16 protein-coding genes are annotated in these 15,685 nt (G+C 49.6%); 5 read left to right on the forward strand and 11 right to left on the reverse strand.

Annotated elements, in window-relative coordinates; all coding sequences use genetic code 11:
- The first annotated feature begins 243 nt into the window (after window positions 1-243).
- Window positions 244-1,617, forward strand: coding sequence for a proton extrusion protein PcxA (gene pxcA / locus KME12_08650; GenBank protein MBW4487845.1), 1,374 nt, complete (start codon window positions 244-246; stop codon window positions 1,615-1,617).
- 55 nt (window positions 1,618-1,672) lie between these two features.
- Here the strand turns inward: pxcA and hpsU are convergent, their stop codons facing one another.
- The 5 genes from hpsU to KME12_08675 form a co-directional block, all read right to left on the reverse strand.
- Window positions 1,673-2,317, reverse strand: coding sequence for a hormogonium polysaccharide biosynthesis acetyltransferase HpsU (gene hpsU, locus KME12_08655; GenBank protein MBW4487846.1), 645 nt, complete (start codon window positions 2,315-2,317; stop codon window positions 1,673-1,675).
- Window positions 2,314-3,270 carry a glycosyltransferase family 2 protein gene (locus KME12_08660; protein ID MBW4487847.1) on the reverse strand — a complete coding sequence of 319 codons (957 nt, stop codon included), beginning with the start codon at window positions 3,268-3,270 and terminating at the stop codon, window positions 2,314-2,316. Before KME12_08660 ends, hpsU begins: the two co-directional genes overlap by 4 nt.
- A gap of 83 nt (window positions 3,271-3,353) precedes the next feature.
- Window positions 3,354-4,352 carry a UDP-glucose 4-epimerase GalE gene (gene galE, locus KME12_08665; protein MBW4487848.1) on the reverse strand — a complete coding sequence of 333 codons (999 nt, stop codon included), beginning with the start codon at window positions 4,350-4,352 and terminating at the stop codon, window positions 3,354-3,356.
- A gap of 36 nt (window positions 4,353-4,388) precedes the next feature.
- Window positions 4,389-5,357, reverse strand: coding sequence for a glycosyltransferase family 2 protein (locus KME12_08670; protein MBW4487849.1), 969 nt, complete (start codon window positions 5,355-5,357; stop codon window positions 4,389-4,391).
- Between the two features lie 233 nt (window positions 5,358-5,590).
- The gene (locus tag KME12_08675; GenBank protein ID MBW4487850.1) at window positions 5,591-6,310 is read right to left on the reverse strand and encodes a hypothetical protein; all 720 of its coding nucleotides are present in this window, start codon (window positions 6,308-6,310) and stop codon (window positions 5,591-5,593) included.
- 286 nt (window positions 6,311-6,596) lie between these two features.
- Between KME12_08675 and cobU the strand changes: the two genes are divergently transcribed.
- Window positions 6,597-7,184 (forward strand): bifunctional adenosylcobinamide kinase/adenosylcobinamide-phosphate guanylyltransferase, encoded by a 588-nt coding sequence (gene cobU / locus KME12_08680; protein MBW4487851.1) that lies wholly within the window; start codon window positions 6,597-6,599, stop codon window positions 7,182-7,184.
- Window positions 7,185-7,482: 298 nt separating this feature from the next.
- A complete protein-coding gene (locus KME12_08685; protein ID MBW4487852.1) occupies window positions 7,483-7,941 on the forward strand; it encodes a hypothetical protein in 459 nt (152 codons plus the stop codon).
- Window positions 7,942-8,026: 85 nt separating this feature from the next.
- Here KME12_08685 and KME12_08690 read toward each other — a convergent pair whose 3' ends face one another.
- The 3 genes from KME12_08690 to KME12_08700 all read right to left on the reverse strand — a co-directional run bounded on the left by KME12_08690 (window position 8,027) and on the right by KME12_08700 (window position 9,960).
- Complete coding sequence (locus KME12_08690; GenBank protein MBW4487853.1) at window positions 8,027-8,983, reverse strand: ribonuclease Z; 957 nt, start codon at window positions 8,981-8,983, stop codon at window positions 8,027-8,029.
- A gap of 124 nt (window positions 8,984-9,107) precedes the next feature.
- Window positions 9,108-9,401: a DUF3593 domain-containing protein gene (locus KME12_08695; protein MBW4487854.1), complete on the reverse strand. Its 294-nt coding sequence runs from the start codon at window positions 9,399-9,401 to the stop codon at window positions 9,108-9,110.
- 232 nt (window positions 9,402-9,633) lie between these two features.
- On the reverse strand, window positions 9,634-9,960 hold the full coding sequence (locus KME12_08700) for a DUF2499 domain-containing protein (GenBank protein MBW4487855.1): 327 nt from the start codon (window positions 9,958-9,960) through the stop codon (window positions 9,634-9,636).
- 108 nt (window positions 9,961-10,068) lie between these two features.
- Between KME12_08700 and csaB the strand changes: the two genes are divergently transcribed.
- Window positions 10,069-11,139 (forward strand): polysaccharide pyruvyl transferase CsaB, encoded by a 1,071-nt coding sequence (csaB, locus tag KME12_08705; protein MBW4487856.1) that lies wholly within the window; start codon window positions 10,069-10,071, stop codon window positions 11,137-11,139.
- 66 nt (window positions 11,140-11,205) lie between these two features.
- Here csaB and KME12_08710 read toward each other — a convergent pair whose 3' ends face one another.
- Together KME12_08710 and KME12_08715 are read right to left on the reverse strand one after the other, a co-directional pair.
- The gene (locus KME12_08710; GenBank protein ID MBW4487857.1) at window positions 11,206-11,580 is read right to left on the reverse strand and encodes a BON domain-containing protein; all 375 of its coding nucleotides are present in this window, start codon (window positions 11,578-11,580) and stop codon (window positions 11,206-11,208) included.
- Between the two features lie 97 nt (window positions 11,581-11,677).
- Window positions 11,678-12,688: a hypothetical protein gene (locus KME12_08715; GenBank protein MBW4487858.1), complete on the reverse strand. Its 1,011-nt coding sequence runs from the start codon at window positions 12,686-12,688 to the stop codon at window positions 11,678-11,680.
- Window positions 12,689-12,763: 75 nt separating this feature from the next.
- Here KME12_08715 and KME12_08720 point away from each other — a divergent pair, with 75 nt between their 5' ends.
- A complete protein-coding gene (locus tag KME12_08720; protein MBW4487859.1) occupies window positions 12,764-13,429 on the forward strand; it encodes a methyltransferase domain-containing protein in 666 nt (221 codons plus the stop codon).
- Between the two features lie 47 nt (window positions 13,430-13,476).
- Here KME12_08720 and KME12_08725 read toward each other — a convergent pair whose 3' ends face one another.
- Entirely contained in the window at window positions 13,477-15,630 is a 2,154-nt protein-coding gene (locus KME12_08725) for a hypothetical protein (GenBank protein MBW4487860.1), read from the reverse strand.
- Window positions 15,631-15,685 lie beyond the last annotated feature (55 nt).

Genomic DNA, 15,685 nt, shown 5'->3' on the forward strand with positions numbered 1-15,685 from the left:
GCTAAATCAGTTGAAAAGTTGGCGATCGCTACTCTGAATGGATAATCTAAATGTCAGCAGATTACTGTAGATTGTTATAGCCAATAGCGCTAAAATAGCGAATCTAGATCCCGCCTCATTTCCCGTACTGCTGCCCGAATTAGTTGTAGCAACTTGCTATGAGTTTAATCCTCAGTTTTTGGCTTAGAAAGTGCATCGAGTGATTTCAAAAATAGGAGAGCGTGAAAATTTTTCACTATGAAAATGTCTATGTTGGCAAAATTGAAAGGCTATGTACTTACTGCCAGCAGTTGGCTGTTCAATACCCCTGAAAGATCGCTCGATCAAGCCTACGATGCGGCTTTGATGATCAAGGCAATTGAAGATGAGCATTTTCAAGGCGATCGGATTTCTGCGAGAGCCAATGGTTATAGTAGCAACGTTTCTTCCTACTTTCAGGCGGAACTCAGGAAATATCTCAACACTGCCAAACTGAGGTTGACTGAATTTAAGGCCAGTAGTTTGTTTATTGATATTTCTAGTCAAACTACGAGTGGGCTAAAATCAGTCAATAATTCTCCTGAACAGTTAGTTTTTGAGGTGAGAGATAAAGCAGCTATTATTCTAGAAAAGCTGAGATTTATTGATGAAGTTTTAGCGCGATATACCCCAGAACGGCAGGCTCCCCTTCAACCAGTACCGCCGAATAATTCATTGGTTCCCATTCCACCTACTACTCCATTAAAACTAGATAGCTCAAATAGTTTAGCCCCAAATAATACCAATGATTGGGTGCGTTCCTCTACCGTGCCGACGCCAGCAACAAAGGTAGATAAAGCCTCTGGGGGCCCCAATATTGTTCCTCGCTCCATTCTGAGAACTTTTGTCAGGCTGAGACGAGATCTAGACCCGCAATCGGAAGTAGAAGTGGTGGAGAATTTTCGCAATACCAAAGCGAGAACCATCATCTCAATTCGGTTTATTTTATTGATTATTTTAATTCCTTTACTCACGCAGCAAGTTTCTAAAAACTTCCTCATCGGTCCAATTGTGGATCGTTTTAGAACGGATCAGCCCGTTGAGATTTTCCTCAATACCGACTTAGAAGAAGAAGCTTTTATTGAGTTGCAGAGATTTGAGGAAAAATTGAAGTTTAAAAACTTAATTAGTAGCGCTCCCAGCTTAACGGCAGAGGCGATCGAACTAAGCGTTAAAGAGAAAGCGATCGAGCTAGCAGAAGAATATAACTATCGCAGCGCTAATGCGATTAAAAATGTCTTTGCAGATCTCCTATCTTTAGTGGCTTTTGCTTGTGTCATTGCAGCCAGTAAGCGAGAAATTGCGATCGTCAAGGCCTTTATGGACGAAGTGGTTTATGGCCTCAGTGACAGTGCCAAAGCCTTTATCATTATTCTGTTTACAGATGTTTTCGTGGGTTTCCACTCGCCCCACGGCTGGGAAGTTATTCTAGGTGGCGTTTCTCGACATTTGGGACTACCAGAAAATCACGATTTTATCTTTCTGTTTATTGCGACTTTCCCCGTGATTTTGGACACAGTTTTCAAGTACTGGATCTTCCGCTACCTCAACCGCATTTCTCCTTCAGCAGTTGCGACTTACCGCAACATGAACGAGTAATTTTCAGTTTTGCGGGATGATTGTAGAGTGAGCAAAGCCCATCCCAACTGCAAAATCAACAGGTCATTTGTCTGGGATAATGAGGCCGACAAGGGGTACCCCAGCAAACTTGCCCCTCCGGTAAGCTGCCAAAGACACTGCTCCGAGCACCTACCACCGCATTAGCTCCCACTTGCACGCCAGGAGCAATGAAGCAATCGGTCGCTACCCAGGCACCGTTGCCAATTGTAATGGGGGCAGTGACTAAGCTGAATGCGGGGTCTTGGAAGTTGTGGCTGCCAGTGCAGAGGTAGCTTTTTTGAGAAATAACGCAGTGACGACCGACTTGAATCCGTTCGAGGCTGTAAAAGACGACATCATCCCCAATCCAGCTAGAGTCTCCGATCGCGACCTTCCAGGGGTAGGTAAACCGAGCAGTAGGCCGAATCACCACTCCTGACCCAATCTCTGCCCCAAATAGCTTGAGCAAAGTTCGGCGTAACCCATTGGCTGGATGAGGCGTAAGGGGAAAGGCGATCGCCTGCACCAACCACCAAAGCAACACATACCAGCCTGGGCGACCGCGATCGAATCCAGATTGATCGTAGTGTCGCAGATCCATCCATGGTTCGGCTTCTAGGGGTGTAGGCGGAGTAAAAGCCAGAGGCTTGGCGATCGCGTCATTGAGCTGAGGTTCTAGGCCAGGATTGGGAGAAGTCATAGAGGAGATTGGGTAGGCGAGGCTTCTGGTTGAGGTGCAGGTTTTACAGATTTGGGCGTGCTGCTTGTGTTGAGCTTGCCACCACAATCGCGTAACTCGTATAACTTGACCCCAATTTGGTACTCATACTGGCTCAATAAGCGCCCGTAGATGTAGCCCGCTTTGCCATCCAAAAAGCCTAGACGGATGATGTAGAACAAAATAAAGCGTAACAGTGGCTTAAAGGGTAACTGTACCCAAATCTTTTTCAAGAAGCGTTTGCGCTGGACTGAATCGCCAAACAAATTAGCGCCAATTGTCCCATTCTCACCGTTACCTGTAAGCAAGTTGAGGTAAACGCGAGCTTCCCAGTTGGAATAGCGGTTGTGGCGCTCTAACCAGTGGAATAAATCGCGGAAGTCCTCGTGCAGCATGTCGTTTTTTAGATAGCCGACTTTGCCTTCTAAAACCACATGTTCGTGAACTTCATTGTCCCCTGTGTTGCGGATCTCCTCGGTGTTGAGGTTCTCGTAGCGGCCTTTAGCATGGCGGAATAGTCTGAGATTCCAATCGGGATATTTGCCACCGTGACGAATCCATTTGCCCAAGAAAAACACTCGGCGATTGAGGTAGTAGCCGTTGCAGTCGGGTTGCTGAATCACAGCTGCAATTTCATCCCACAATTCTGGCGTAATCCGCTCGTCACAATCGACGATTAGTACCCACTCGTTGCGGAAGGGTAGATTTTCCAGCGACCAGTTTTTCTTTTTGGGCCAGCGACCATTGAAGTGGAATTGCATCACATTTGCGCCTTGGCTTTCAGAAATTTCTATGGAGCGATCGCTACTTTGAGAATCGACCACAAACACTTCGTCGGCTCTTGCAACACTAGCCAGACAAGCTGGAAGATTTTCTTCTTCGTTTTTAGCGGGAATCAGAACGGAGACTGGAATCTTAGAGAGCGTGGAGGTCATGGTAACAATGCCCAAAGTGAACGAAGGGTGAACGGAACCAGAGGAGACAAGATCAGAACGAACAGGACTAGAGCGATCGCGGTCTATGGGTGGCGCTTTTGGTGCCACTGCCAAGCGTGAGACAGAATATCATGCAGGCTGGAGTATTGGGGTTGCCAATTGAGTTGGGATCGAGCTTTGTCGCTACTGCCAATTAAGCTAGGGGGATCACCCGGTCGGCGATCGCGCTCAATGGCTGCAATGGATTTTCCTATAACCTGTTGAGCAACTTCAATCGCCTGCCGCACCGAAAAACCATTCCCGTTCCCCAAATTAAACACTTCACTATTACCACCTTGCAGCAGATACTCTAACCCCAAAAGATGGGCGGTAGCCAAGTCAGAGACATGGATATAGTCGCGGATGCAGGTGCCATCTGGTGTTGGATAATCGGTGCCAAAAATTGACACAGACTCTCGTTGACCCAGCGCGGTCATGAGGACCAAAGGCAGCAGGTGGGTTTCCGGGTTGTGGTCTTCTCCCAGTAAGCCACCTGGATCAGCTCCCGCCGCGTTGAAGTAGCGAAAACAGACAGACTTGAAGTCATAGGCAACATCGAAATCTGTCAATATCCTCTCCACCATCAGCTTACTCGTCCCATAGGGGTTGATCGGCTGTTGCGGATGATCCTCCGGAATCGGCACTGTTTTAGGAACGCCGTAGGTGGCACAGGTGGAAGAGAAGACAAACTTTTTGATGGACGCAGCTAACATCGCTTCTAACAGTGTTAGCGTCCCCATGACGTTGTTTTGGTAGTACTTGGCGGGATCTGTTACCGATTCGCCCACGTAGGCATAAGCAGCAAAGTGCATGACTGCGGCAATGCTGTGAGTCGCGAATACCTGGTCTAGTAGGGCGCGATCGCTGGTATCTCCCACCACCAGTTCAGCTTTCAGCACTTGCTCTACTAAGTCTCGGTGTCCGTAGACTAAGTTGTCTAACACCACGACTCCATAACCCGCTTGTTGCAGTGCTAAGACCGCATGGGAGCCGATATACCCTGCTCCACCTGTGACCAAAATTGTGGGTTTGGCTTGTGCCACGCTGAAGTACCTACTTAACTTCTAGAATTTTGTTGACTAGTCAGGTTGCTTAGTGCCTGAAGTACTGAGTTCAGGTTGCTTGGGATCTGAAGCTGCTAGCATGCCTTGAATCACGGCTTGTAGATAACCAATTTGGCAGTAGGCGTAGACAAAGTTATCAAAGCGCTGGGCTGGGTCAGCGAAATATTTAACGGATTTGTACAATCCTCTCACTAGGCGTTCTCCTCCCCGTCTCAGTTGACCTGCACCCGTACGGCCTGCAATTTTTTCGCGGTAATGCTCACTAATACCTTGCCACCAGCCTCGATTCAGGAACCAAGCGGGTTTGGTGCGCTCCAAAGAGACATTGTGAGCCACCAACGCATCGGGAATGTAAGCAACCTGCCAGCCCCGCTTTAAGGCTTGCTCGGTGAGGTAGAGTTCCTCGTTGGAGAGTAGGTTTTTGCCCACTCGCCCCAAATTGACATCAAAACCGCCAATTTGATCTAAGAAGGACCGACGCACTGAATAATTGAGGCCGCGCGGGGTCAGATTAGGATTTTGGATTTCTACGATCGCATCGCCCAAGTCGTAGTCGCCCAGATTTGCCGCCAACCCTGGAGATAACCAACGGGGAGCCGTGACATTAGGGGGCCAGAGCAGCGTTACCTTGCCTCCTGCGATCGCGAGTTTTTCATTGCTTTGGTAAGCTCGATAAAGCGCACTCAACCATCCCGGACTCGCTTCTGCATCATCGTCTAAATAGGCAATGAGGTCGCTCTTAGCCACCTTCGCGCCCGTGTTGCGAGCCACTGAGAGACCTGGAACTGACTCATAAATGTATTGCAATCGCGGATCGGATAAACGCGCCTCGATAATCTCACGGGTGCGATCGGTAGAGGCGTTGTCTACCACAATTACTTCAAAGTTGGGAAAATCCTGCTCCAGCAGGCTATCAATTGCTGCGCCTAAATATTGTTCCCGGTTGTGAGTACAAATTACGGCAGAAATCTGCGGATCAGGCATATAGTCAAGCTCCTGCAAGTCAGCTCTAAACACTTACTCATACTGAGCGATGCACTTGATTCAGTGACAACTCAGCTACAAAGTGGCTGTCTCAGCTATTTCTATTTACCTCATAAACCCACAATTACTGAGTCAATTTTTGATGAAGATATTTGAACTAGAGCAAAGCTCTGACGAGTTAACTGAAGCAAAGTAGGCATGAAAATAGAGCCAAAGCCTTGACTAGTCAGCACTTATTGTTCTTGTAAGTGACTGTGAAGCACAATTAGCGTTTTGGCGAGGCGACCCAGACGGGCTTCTAGTTGCCGCTTACGAGCTAAGAGTTGGCGGAGGCGTTGGTGACGGGCGATCGCTAAACCAACACTGGCAACTTGCTCTGGCGGGCAAGGCTTGGCCCAAACTTTGCCATCTGCATCCAGACCACAGAGTTGATAACCGGGTTGAGGAGATTCACAAGTCACGTTAGCTTGCGGTAGGTCGCAAAGTTCTGCCACATAGCTCATCAGCGAGTCTACCTCTGCGGGTTGTACTCCTGCGGCTTCCTCAGATTCTGCGCTCGGTTTGCGGGGGTGAGACTCCAGCCAACCGTCCACAATTGGCCCTTCGAGGTAAAGCTCTTGAATTTGTTGCACCACTTGATTTAGCGCCGTATGCCAACCGGAAGCAATCCCTTCAATTTCCTTTAGCAAGTTCAAGGCCAGAGCGGGATTGGCAGAATGGCGATGACTGGTGAAGTTAGGAACCTTGAGCCTAGGCAAGCTGGGAGTCTTTTGGTGGTCAGCGGGAAAAGGTTGCACCGCGATCGCTGTCTGACCTGAAGCATCATGGTGAGGCTTGGAGCCAACCGTAAACGAAAAGGCACGATTTCCAGAAGAGGCAGGTTGACCCGATGCAGCAGCGGGGCTTTTTAACTGATGAAGGGTCGCTTCAATTCGTTGTAGGTCTGGTTTCATAATTTCGTTACATTACTCCTAGAAATCCGCCCTAATGCATAACACTCAATTCTCTGCCGAAATTTCTCTGCTTAGGAGTTGAGTTTATCGTAACTTTTTGGCTCGGCAAGCGATTTGAGCGATTTAAACGATTCAACTGACATTAACCTTGACGGCATTGTAACTGTTGGCGATCGCAGAAGCTTAAAATTTTCTCTGAGTTTGAGTAATCTGAGTTTGAGCAATTCTAAAACACGCCTAAAAATCTCCGTATGACCCACTTGCCCATCTGTTCCGAGGCTTGTCGATGAGCTTGCCATCCCATCCGCCTCATTCCTTGTGCTTGGTGACTGGGCCTGCTCGCTCTGGTAAAAGTGAATGGGCAGAAGCCCTGGCTATGCAGTCAGGCAAAGCCGTGATTTATGTCGCTACCGCCCAAACGAATCCCAGCGACCTAGAATGGCAAGCCCGGATTGAACGCCATCGCGATCGCCGTCCAGAAACGTGGCAAACGATTCAAGAACCCTTCGACCTAGCCAGAGTGATTCAGCAGGCACCACCCAACGTATGCTTGCTAGTAGACTCCCTCGGCACTTGGCTTGCCAACTTCCTAGAGCAAGATGAGACAGCTTGGGTGCAAACCCAACAAACTTTGCTGCACAGCTTGCAACAAACCCAAAGTCAAATCATTTTCGTGGCCGAAGAAACGGGTTGGGGTGTGGTGCCTGCTTACCCGATCGGACGGGCTTTTCGCGATCGCCTCGGAACTCTAGTACGGCATATTAGCGCGATCGCGGGGGCTGTTTATCTCGTGACAGGTGGTTACGTACTCAACTTGACCGATTTGGGTACTCCGCTATCTAAAGCATTAGAGGGGGGCAAGAAAGAGCACTAGAGGGAGACACTCAAGCGAAGCCCTAGGAACTGGAGTAGGAACTGGAGACAAATCGTAATTAATTCTAAAGATATTAGTTACTTTAGGCTGAAGCTAAGTTGCGAGAATTACAATCAAGCGCAGAAGCGATAGCATAGGATTAATCCTCACTCTGAGAGACTTTCAAGACTTCAAGCTCAACCTTAAGCGAGAAGCCTAAATGTTAAAATATGTGCCATAAATTTAAGCAAATTGAATTAATTCGTTAAGCAGTATTAACCCTCTCATGACTTGGTAAAACCAAGGGCTGGTTACACTTATGGCATCGGAACATCAAGTTAGACAGTATCTGGCTTACTGGTTTCAGTTAGGTAAGCCAGTGGTCATTGATCACGGTCAAACTGCTTTACTGCCACAACCTGTCATTCAAGGCGATCGCTACAGCCAAGAATTTGAGGATTGCTGGCAACTCGTCCGCGCTCCCGAATCAGGAGACTGCTATCTAGATGGCACCCACCAAACCATCGCCGAATTGCTTTCCCCAAGTTGGGAGGTTATGGGTTGTGCCCGTTGCTCTATGCCAGTGCCCATGCCTACCATCGGCACCCCTGATTTAGAATGTCCCTGCATCGACCTACCGAGCTGGCCCAACCTGGAAGTGCCCATGCCCCGCGCCCCCATCAGTAGCCAATCTCGGTTAATCGAAATTCGCGATCGCTTAATGAAAAGCCAGCGACATCAGGCGATCGCTGAAGAAAACGAGTCGAGAGCCAGTTAGGCATTGGACCTAACCCCCAGCCCCTTCCCTTCAAGGGAAGGGGAGCTAGAATTCAAAGTCCCTCTTCTACGTGGAGAGGGGCTAGCTACGAAGTTGAAACTAGCTCTGTAGCTTGCCGTCGGGGGACTTCATAGGTAAAGAAATCGTAGGCCATTTCTGTATTAGGAAAAATAGCCCGCGCTTCCGCTTGCAAATCGCTCAGTTGAATTGCATTACCCGGAGCGTAACGGGGACTAAAATGCGTCATGATCAACTGCTTAGCCTGAGCTGCCAGCGCCACCTGAGCCGCCATCGTCGAAGTGGAATGTAAGCGTTGATAAGCCAACTCCGCATCCTGGTGAGCAAATGTGGCCTCATGGATCACCACATCCGCTTCTTGGGCTAGCTCCACCGCCTCCTCGCAAAAAATTGTGTCTGTGCAGTAAGCGATCTTTCGACCCGCTTCCGTGGGGCCACAGAGTTCGGCTCCATTAATCTTGCGGCCATCAGGTAGCGTCACCATCTCGCCCCGCTTCAGCTTGCCATAGAGCGGCCCCGAAGGAATTCCTAGAGCCTTTGCCTTCTCTACATCGAAGCGCCCAACCCGATCCTTCTCTACCACCCGATAGCCAAAACTCGTCACCCGATGCTTTAGCGGGCCACAACTAACCACAAACTCATCGTCTTCATAGATCACGCCCGGCTGCACCGTATGCACCTTGATCGGATAAGAAAAGTGCGTCTGTGAATAACGACCGCTGGCCCGCAGATATTCATCCAGTCCTGGGGGGCCGTAAATATCAATTCGAGTCGGGCTTCCCGCCAAACCACAGCTAGCCAGTAAACCCATCAAGCCAAAGATGTGATCTCCGTGCATGTGGGTGATAAAAATGCGGCTCAACTGACTGACCTTGAGGTCACTACGGAGAAATTGATGTTGAGTCCCTTCCCCACAATCAAACAGCCAAACCTCCGCCCGCTGCGGTAAACGAAGGGCCACGCTCGAAACATTGCGCGATCGCGTGGGGACTCCAGAGCTAGTTCCTAAAAACGTTATCTGCAAAGCCGAGTTAACTCCAATGTTTCTAGTTGTGGCGTTTTGACTGGTGGCGTGTTCACTTCTCGCAACTTGCCAATTGCTTTCCCAACTATAGCCGAGAATCCTGGTGCCACGGCAAAGAGAGCACTTAGGGCAGCGATCGCTGCTTCTCCACCACCGCCTGCCGAAACCCCACCACCACAAAAATATTCGACAGAGTCAAGAACAACTCCGCCCCCCCATGTAGCCAATCAATATCCGCCAAATTCGCCCCATAAGCCACCTTGGCATAAATACCCGCCGGAATCGTCACCGCCACAAACAGCAACGTCAAATAAAACCCAATCAAAGCTAAGCGAGGCGTCTGCCCAGACCGAGTCAGAAACCAGAGAAAACCCAAGTAGGGAAACAGCGAGATAGCGAAGAGAGATTCTTTGGACATGAGGGGAAGGGATGAAGGAGGAAGGATGAGGGAGGAAAGAAAAAGGAGGAAGGATGAGGGAGGAAGGATGAAAGAAGAGTTAAAAGTTGGGCTTTAGGAATTTGGCTGGATATCGAAATACTCACAGCTAGACCCGTCTGGAGGGGGTCTGGGGGACGCAACCGTCCCTCAGCGGGGTTTGGGGGCGAGTGCCCTCAAGGCTCGGATTTTAGAGTAAAAACAACCCACAACATTATTTTGAGTCCAAAGGTGGCACCACATCACCCTTACGGCTGGCCCGCCAAATCCACCAACCCGCAAACAACAACGTAAAATTCCCCACCACCGTCATCGCCGCCTGAAATGTCACCAACCACTCCAAAGAAGCAGGATTATCAAAAAAGTGCCAAGTACAAGCACACATTGCACTCACCAAAGCAGGCAACATTCCCAACGAAAGCGATCGCCAAGCCCGATTTTGGCTCACCTCAGCATACGTCCAGATTAGCCAAATCGCCGCCATCCACTCCAGCACACTAGAAATATGAATAATCCAAGTAGGAATTGAAAGTGCGTGCATGTTACGCCTCACCCAAATTGCTGCCGACACAAAACCGTGTCACTAACTTTTTATGCTACCGCTTCCAGAACTCCGGTATTGTAAGGTTGACAGTACGGGAGTCAGAGGATGGAATCAGTTCGGGCGGTCTTGTGTGGCTATTATGGCAAAGGCAACGGGGGAGACGAAGCCCTGCTGGCCTCGCTGCTGCAAATGCTCCCTAACCATGTCACCCCAATCGTGCTGTCGGGTGACTCAGCCCAAACTCAAGCTGCTTATGGCGTGGAAGCCTGCGATCGCAAAACCCCTCAAGTCTTAGTTCCTGCCCTCAAACAAGCCAATGTCCTGATTTGGGGTGGCGGTAGCCTAATGCAAGATGTGACCAGTGCCGCTAGCCCAGTTTATTACGGGGGCTTGATGGGCTTAGCGCAACGATTTGGCCTCAAAACGATTGCTTGGGCGCAGGGAGTTGGCCCCTTAAATCGTAGTTTTACCCGGTGGTTGGCTCGTCAAGCTTTTACCAACTGTGATGCGGTGAGCGTGCGAGATCAAGGTTCTGCTGCCCTTTTATCTGAGTGGCAAGTGCCATTTCTACTCGCGCCTGACCCTGTTTGGGCCTTGGAAGCAAAACTCGTCGAAGGGCTGTGGGATTTGCCAGCACCACGCGTGGCGGTTGCTCTGCGATCGCACTCCTCCCTCACCCCCGAACGCCTAGCTACCTTTACTCAGGCTCTGATCGATTTCCAAAAAGCAACCCAAACTTGCATTTTGCTGGTGCCGTTTCAACCTGCTCAGGACTTGGCGATCGCCGAAGCCATTCAACCTCAACTGCCTGGACCTAGCAAAATTCTCAGTTTGAGCGATCCGCAACAACTCAAAGGGGTGTTTCGGGGCGTAGAGATGGCGATCGCGATGCGCTACCACGGTCTAATTATGGCCGCAGCCGAGGGATGCCGCTGTTTTGCCCTCAGCTACGACCCTAAAGTGAGCCAACTGATGAGTGAGCTAGAGATTCCGGGTTGGGATTTGGTCGGTGGTTCGCCGCATCCAGTGATGCCTGATGATGCCCATGCCATTAGCCAAGCTTGGATAGAGTGCTATGCCAATGGTGAGCCGCTTTCAGCGAATCAAATTCAGTCCTTGGTCGATCGCGCGTTAATGCATCGCGATCTCTTGCATCAAGCGCTCCAAGGCTTGTAGCTTAGCGAATTCTAACCCTTAACCCTATAGCCTCCAATCAGCCTCTAGCGTCCCAACCCAAGCGACTTATTCGCCGATGGTGACTTGGCTGGTGTCTACCTCTGTAGCTCCGTTGATGCCACGGGCGATCGCGACCATTGTTTGGAGTTCTTGTTCGTTGGGGGCTTTGCCTTTGAGAACGACGGTGCTGCCTGTTTGAGCGACCCAGAGGGTTTCGATGTCGCCGACGTTGGGGTCACGATCGAAGGCTTGGGCGACGCGCTTGGCTAAACCGCTTTGGTCATATTCGCCGTTCAGTCCAACTCGTTCAGGTGGAATGGTGGCGGGGGCGGAGGTAGCTGCCTGTGTGGTTGCTGCGGTAGGGGTAGATGGAGTTGCGGTCGGTGCTGCGGGTGCGGCATCTGCTTTTTCTTGACCAAAGATTCGATCTAACCAGCCCATTTTTATTTCCTCAAAATAAACCAATCGACTCTACAGGTGTTTGAGGAGAAAATCAGGGAAATTAGGGCAAGTTAGCGATCGCTTTATTACCAAAGCTCTAGTTGCCGTCACTGATACCCCACTGAAATTTCATCGCTTCAATGCTTTGTAGCAAGTCTGAGACTTTGACTGGGCTTTCTTCTGGGATCAACTGCTGCATGATTTCTACGGCTTTGGTGAAGTCTTCTGTGCCGCTGGAGTTGGCGGTGTGAAAAACCAATCGATCAATTCGGGCTAAATGCGCGGCTAATATCTGTAGCAAAGCCATGAGGACACGATTGCCGCCGTAGGCTCCACAGCCCCAAAATCCAGTATGAATTACGACTTGGTGGGTGCGGTCTACGTTTAAGCTTGATTCGATGCGGGCTGCGGTAAATCCTGTAAAGGCTGTACTAAGAATGTATTCAATCTCCTTGAGTTTGTAGCTGCCATAGCCGCCCGCAGGTGCTTCCATTGCCAGGATGTTGCTGATGGTGGGTGGATTCAGGACTGTGGTGGCTTGTTCAATAGCGGTTGTGCTGGCCATAGCAAAGTTGTTGCCATAAAGACCGTAGGGACGATCGCGCTCTGGGTTGGGATCTGTGGCGATCGCACAACGTCGTTCGACTCCCATGATCAGTGCAGGTGTGGGTTCGCCATTCTCGACGGTGAGGGGTTGTAGGTCGGAAGCTAACAAGGCTTCTCGAAGTGAACCCAAAGCTGGATGCTCTGCGACTTGCATTTCATCTTGAGCAAACAAAGGCCCATCGTAGGCACAAAATAAGTCGTAATGAGCGAAGTTGAGATACCACTCCACCACAGAACTGCCTGGCGGTAAGGGTTCATAACCAAAATAGTCTGCTCTTGGTTCGTAGGCGGTTTGGTGTTGGGTGGGATCTAGGGTTTCGGGCAGGCTAATTTTGCGCCAGCGAGAGAAGACAATTTTACCTTGATGCACAGCTCCTGCGGGACAAGCTATGTCGTAGACCAGCTGTTTATTGGGATCGTAAAAACGAGGAGGAAATTCTGTGACGAGTGTTTGTGCATCAAAGGTGCGGCGAGCAATTAGATTGTCGGCAGCTTGTACCATAACTAGAGGCTCAAAATCAAAATGCTTTGCAAGCTAGCTTAACCGCTCTGCTATCCGTTGCAGTCACACTTAGTCATGAATCAAACTCTCCAAAATCAGCTAGCCAGTGAGTACCAGTTAGCTGAAACCACCTACGCGATCGCGGGTCAAAAACTGACCATCTTTAACGTCGCCAATAACTACGAACTGCTAGACAAAATTGACCCCGACGACTTCCAGAAAGATGAGCGGATGCCCTACTGGGCCGAAATTTGGCCTGCTTCGATCGCTTTGGCTGAGTTTGTCTTGACTCACGCTCGGTTTCGGCAAGCTCGTTGTTTGGAGTTGGGGTCTGGAGTGGGAGTGGTGAGTGTGGCAGGGGCGATCGCGGGGGCACAGATGCTCACTACAGATTACTTTGTCGAAGCGCTAGACTTTGCCCAACTTAATGCTTCGGCGAATCAAGTCACTATCAAAACTCAACTGCTGGATTGGCGAGAGATTACTCTGACGCAACAGTTCGACTACATTTTGGCGGCAGATGTGTTGTATGAGGAGCGGAATCATTTGCCGATTTTGCAGGCGATCGCGCAACTGCTAGCTCTCGGTGGTACTGCCTACATCAGTGATCCGCAACGCACGATCGCTAAGAAGTTTATTGAGCTGGCAACGGAGCACGGTTTTAAGTTGGAGACGATTACGATTCCAGTGGCATGGCGGGAGCTAACGTTGTCAATTGATATTCATGCGTTGTCGCGTTAAGACCTAACCCCCAGCCCCTTCCCTACTAGGGAAGGGGAGCAATACAATTAAAAGCCTCTCTCCGCGTCGGGGAGGGGTTGGGGAGGGGTGCCTGCAAAGTGGTCGAGGAGTTCACGGTGGATGAAGCGATAACGACCCCCAATGCGCTGAAGCAGACGACGCTCTGTGCAGTAGTTGAGGAAGCGGGCGTAGTTCCAGGGGGTAGCGTGAGCACGGGTAAGAACGAAGCGAAGACAAAGGTGCTGAATACATTCAACACCACCGCCAGCCAACAATCCCAAAAGTAGCGCCCCAAAAATGCCAGGGATCAGTGAAACCGAAATAGTTTGAGAAACAATCCCTAAAATAGCCTCTAGAGATTTACCTTCGCGGATTGCACGAGCCATTGAACCTGATAATGGCCCTACTGCGGCAAGTATTACCCCCAACGGATAGCCGAAGAGTGAGACAAAGCACATGCTGTAAAAAGAGTTGCGAATGCCCTGATTTGGCTGCGCTCGTACTTTCAATTCAACTTTCAGCCGAAAAATCAGTCCACCAACTAACCCAACAATCAATCCAAAAACAAGCCCAGCAATCAGCCCAAAAACTAACCCAAACATTAGTCCACCAACTAACCCAAACATCAGTCCCAAAGTTAGCCCAATAACTAGCCCAGCAATCAGCCCAATCTTGAATTCTTTCAAAATTTCTCGTCTCGCTGTCCTCAACAGTGAAATTTGAAAAGATTCAGTCGGTGTAATATCATCCAGTCCAACAATTAGATCAGAAATTAACCCAACGGTGATTCCAAAACTTAGCCCAATAACTAGCCCAGAAACTAGTCCAAAAATTGGCTCGCGAATCAGCCCAAACATCAGCCCAGCAATTAGCCCAACAACTAGCGCACGAATCAGCCCAATAGCCAGCCAATAGGAGCGTTTATGCTTTGGTATGTTAAGCCAGCTTGGTTGCATTTGCTCAATCAACAACTCTACTTGGTTTTGCCTTTGTAGTTGACCAGCCAACCAGCCAAGATAGGTTCGTGTTTGTAAATATTTAGGCTCTTTTGCCACCGTGGCAAAAGCCCATGTACTCTGACGATTTTCTTTGCGGCGATCTCTCTGCCGCTTGTCGTAGCTTAACTGCTCTTCAACGTACTTTTCCAGCAGTTCGGCTTTCGTGCGAAATGGTTGCTGGTTATAAACTGTTGCTGCCATTGCCACAAATAAAGGCACTCGTAACAACCCTAGCGCTCCTTCAGAGGTTGGCAATATCATCTGCTGCATCTCTGGCGTTGCCTGAATTTGCTGCCACAACTCAACGCGATTGACTGCTTGTAGATAAGTCTGAATTTGCTCATCACTTAATGGCTGCAAACAGAGTGCGCCTCGCAAATTACCTAACCGCACCTCAGCAGTCTTAAATTCCTTCACCCGACAACAAACTACAAGCTGCGGATAATGTTGAGCAAATTCATCCAGCTTGACCGTACATTTTTTCTGCCGAGCTAGACCCAACTCATCCAGCCCATCTATTAACGGCAATAACACTCGTTTGTCTAGCCATTGCTCATAGCACTTCAGCTTGCAATCGCCGCCAAAGTTGTCGTAAAGCTGCTCAACTAACCAATCGCGAATGCTCTGGTTATCATTCCTCCACGTAGAAAGCTCAAAAATTACGGGAATGATGGTGCGAGGGTTGGCGATCGCTCCGTTCAAGAGTTGTTCAGTCAACCCCAACAGTGCTGTAGTCTTGCCTGCCCCTGGCGTTCCCAAAATCAGCAGCTTGCCTTCGATATCTTCTCGACCAAAGACCTCGATCAGCAATTGCTCTATTTTTAGAGTCTGAGATGCTTGCCCTTCAATACTTAACGTCCTCATGGCTGCTAAGGGCGATCGATTCACCTGCTGGGGTTGCTCCTCCAAGCCAACTTCCATCCTGGCTTGCTGCTGTGCCAGGGTATCCTTTAACCGCTTCCGCACCTCTACCCGTTGCTGTTGAAGAATCTGGGCTGCCCATTCCCAATCAACCCGTGGCGCAGACGACACAGCTTCTCTAGATCCAAACAAATTCACCACCGTATTATTGATGGTTGCTTGGTTGCTACTGGAATTTTGAAAACTTAAAGCGTCCCGCCCTGCCTGAGATTGTTGGGTGTCGCTATCGGTAAAACTGCTGTTAGCGATCGATTGCTTTTGAAATGGATCGGGAGAGGCCATGAAGTTTTTGAGGCTGACAGCAGCAGATTATCCAATGCTTAACTGCTGATTTATG

It is taken from the genome of Trichocoleus desertorum ATA4-8-CV12 (assembly GCA_019358975.1).
In the GTDB taxonomy this organism is placed as follows: domain Bacteria; phylum Cyanobacteriota; class Cyanobacteriia; order FACHB-46; family FACHB-46; genus Trichocoleus; species Trichocoleus desertorum_A.

What these genes read in the sequence shown, in the direction of transcription:
- pxcA (MBW4487845.1), top strand. Translation starts at nt 244, where the DNA reads ATGTCTATGTTGGCAAAATTGAAAGGCTATGTACTTACTGCCAGCAGT.
- hpsU (MBW4487846.1), bottom strand. Translation starts at nt 2,317, where the DNA reads ATGACTTCTCCCAATCCTGGCCTAGAACCTCAGCTCAATGACGCGATC.
- KME12_08660 (MBW4487847.1), bottom strand. Translation starts at nt 3,270, where the DNA reads ATGACCTCCACGCTCTCTAAGATTCCAGTCTCCGTTCTGATTCCCGCT.
- KME12_08670 (MBW4487849.1), bottom strand. Translation starts at nt 5,357, where the DNA reads ATGCCTGATCCGCAGATTTCTGCCGTAATTTGTACTCACAACCGGGAA.
- KME12_08675 (MBW4487850.1), bottom strand. Translation starts at nt 6,310, where the DNA reads ATGAAACCAGACCTACAACGAATTGAAGCGACCCTTCATCAGTTAAAA.
- cobU (MBW4487851.1), top strand. Translation starts at nt 6,597, where the DNA reads ATGAGCTTGCCATCCCATCCGCCTCATTCCTTGTGCTTGGTGACTGGG.
- KME12_08685 (MBW4487852.1), top strand. Translation starts at nt 7,483, where the DNA reads ATGGCATCGGAACATCAAGTTAGACAGTATCTGGCTTACTGGTTTCAG.
- KME12_08695 (MBW4487854.1), bottom strand. Translation starts at nt 9,401, where the DNA reads ATGTCCAAAGAATCTCTCTTCGCTATCTCGCTGTTTCCCTACTTGGGT.
- KME12_08700 (MBW4487855.1), bottom strand. Translation starts at nt 9,960, where the DNA reads ATGCACGCACTTTCAATTCCTACTTGGATTATTCATATTTCTAGTGTG.
- csaB (MBW4487856.1), top strand. Translation starts at nt 10,069, where the DNA reads ATGGAATCAGTTCGGGCGGTCTTGTGTGGCTATTATGGCAAAGGCAAC.
- KME12_08710 (MBW4487857.1), bottom strand. Translation starts at nt 11,580, where the DNA reads ATGGGCTGGTTAGATCGAATCTTTGGTCAAGAAAAAGCAGATGCCGCA.
- KME12_08715 (MBW4487858.1), bottom strand. Translation starts at nt 12,688, where the DNA reads ATGGTACAAGCTGCCGACAATCTAATTGCTCGCCGCACCTTTGATGCA.
- KME12_08720 (MBW4487859.1), top strand. Translation starts at nt 12,764, where the DNA reads ATGAATCAAACTCTCCAAAATCAGCTAGCCAGTGAGTACCAGTTAGCT.
- KME12_08725 (MBW4487860.1), bottom strand. Translation starts at nt 15,630, where the DNA reads ATGGCCTCTCCCGATCCATTTCAAAAGCAATCGATCGCTAACAGCAGT.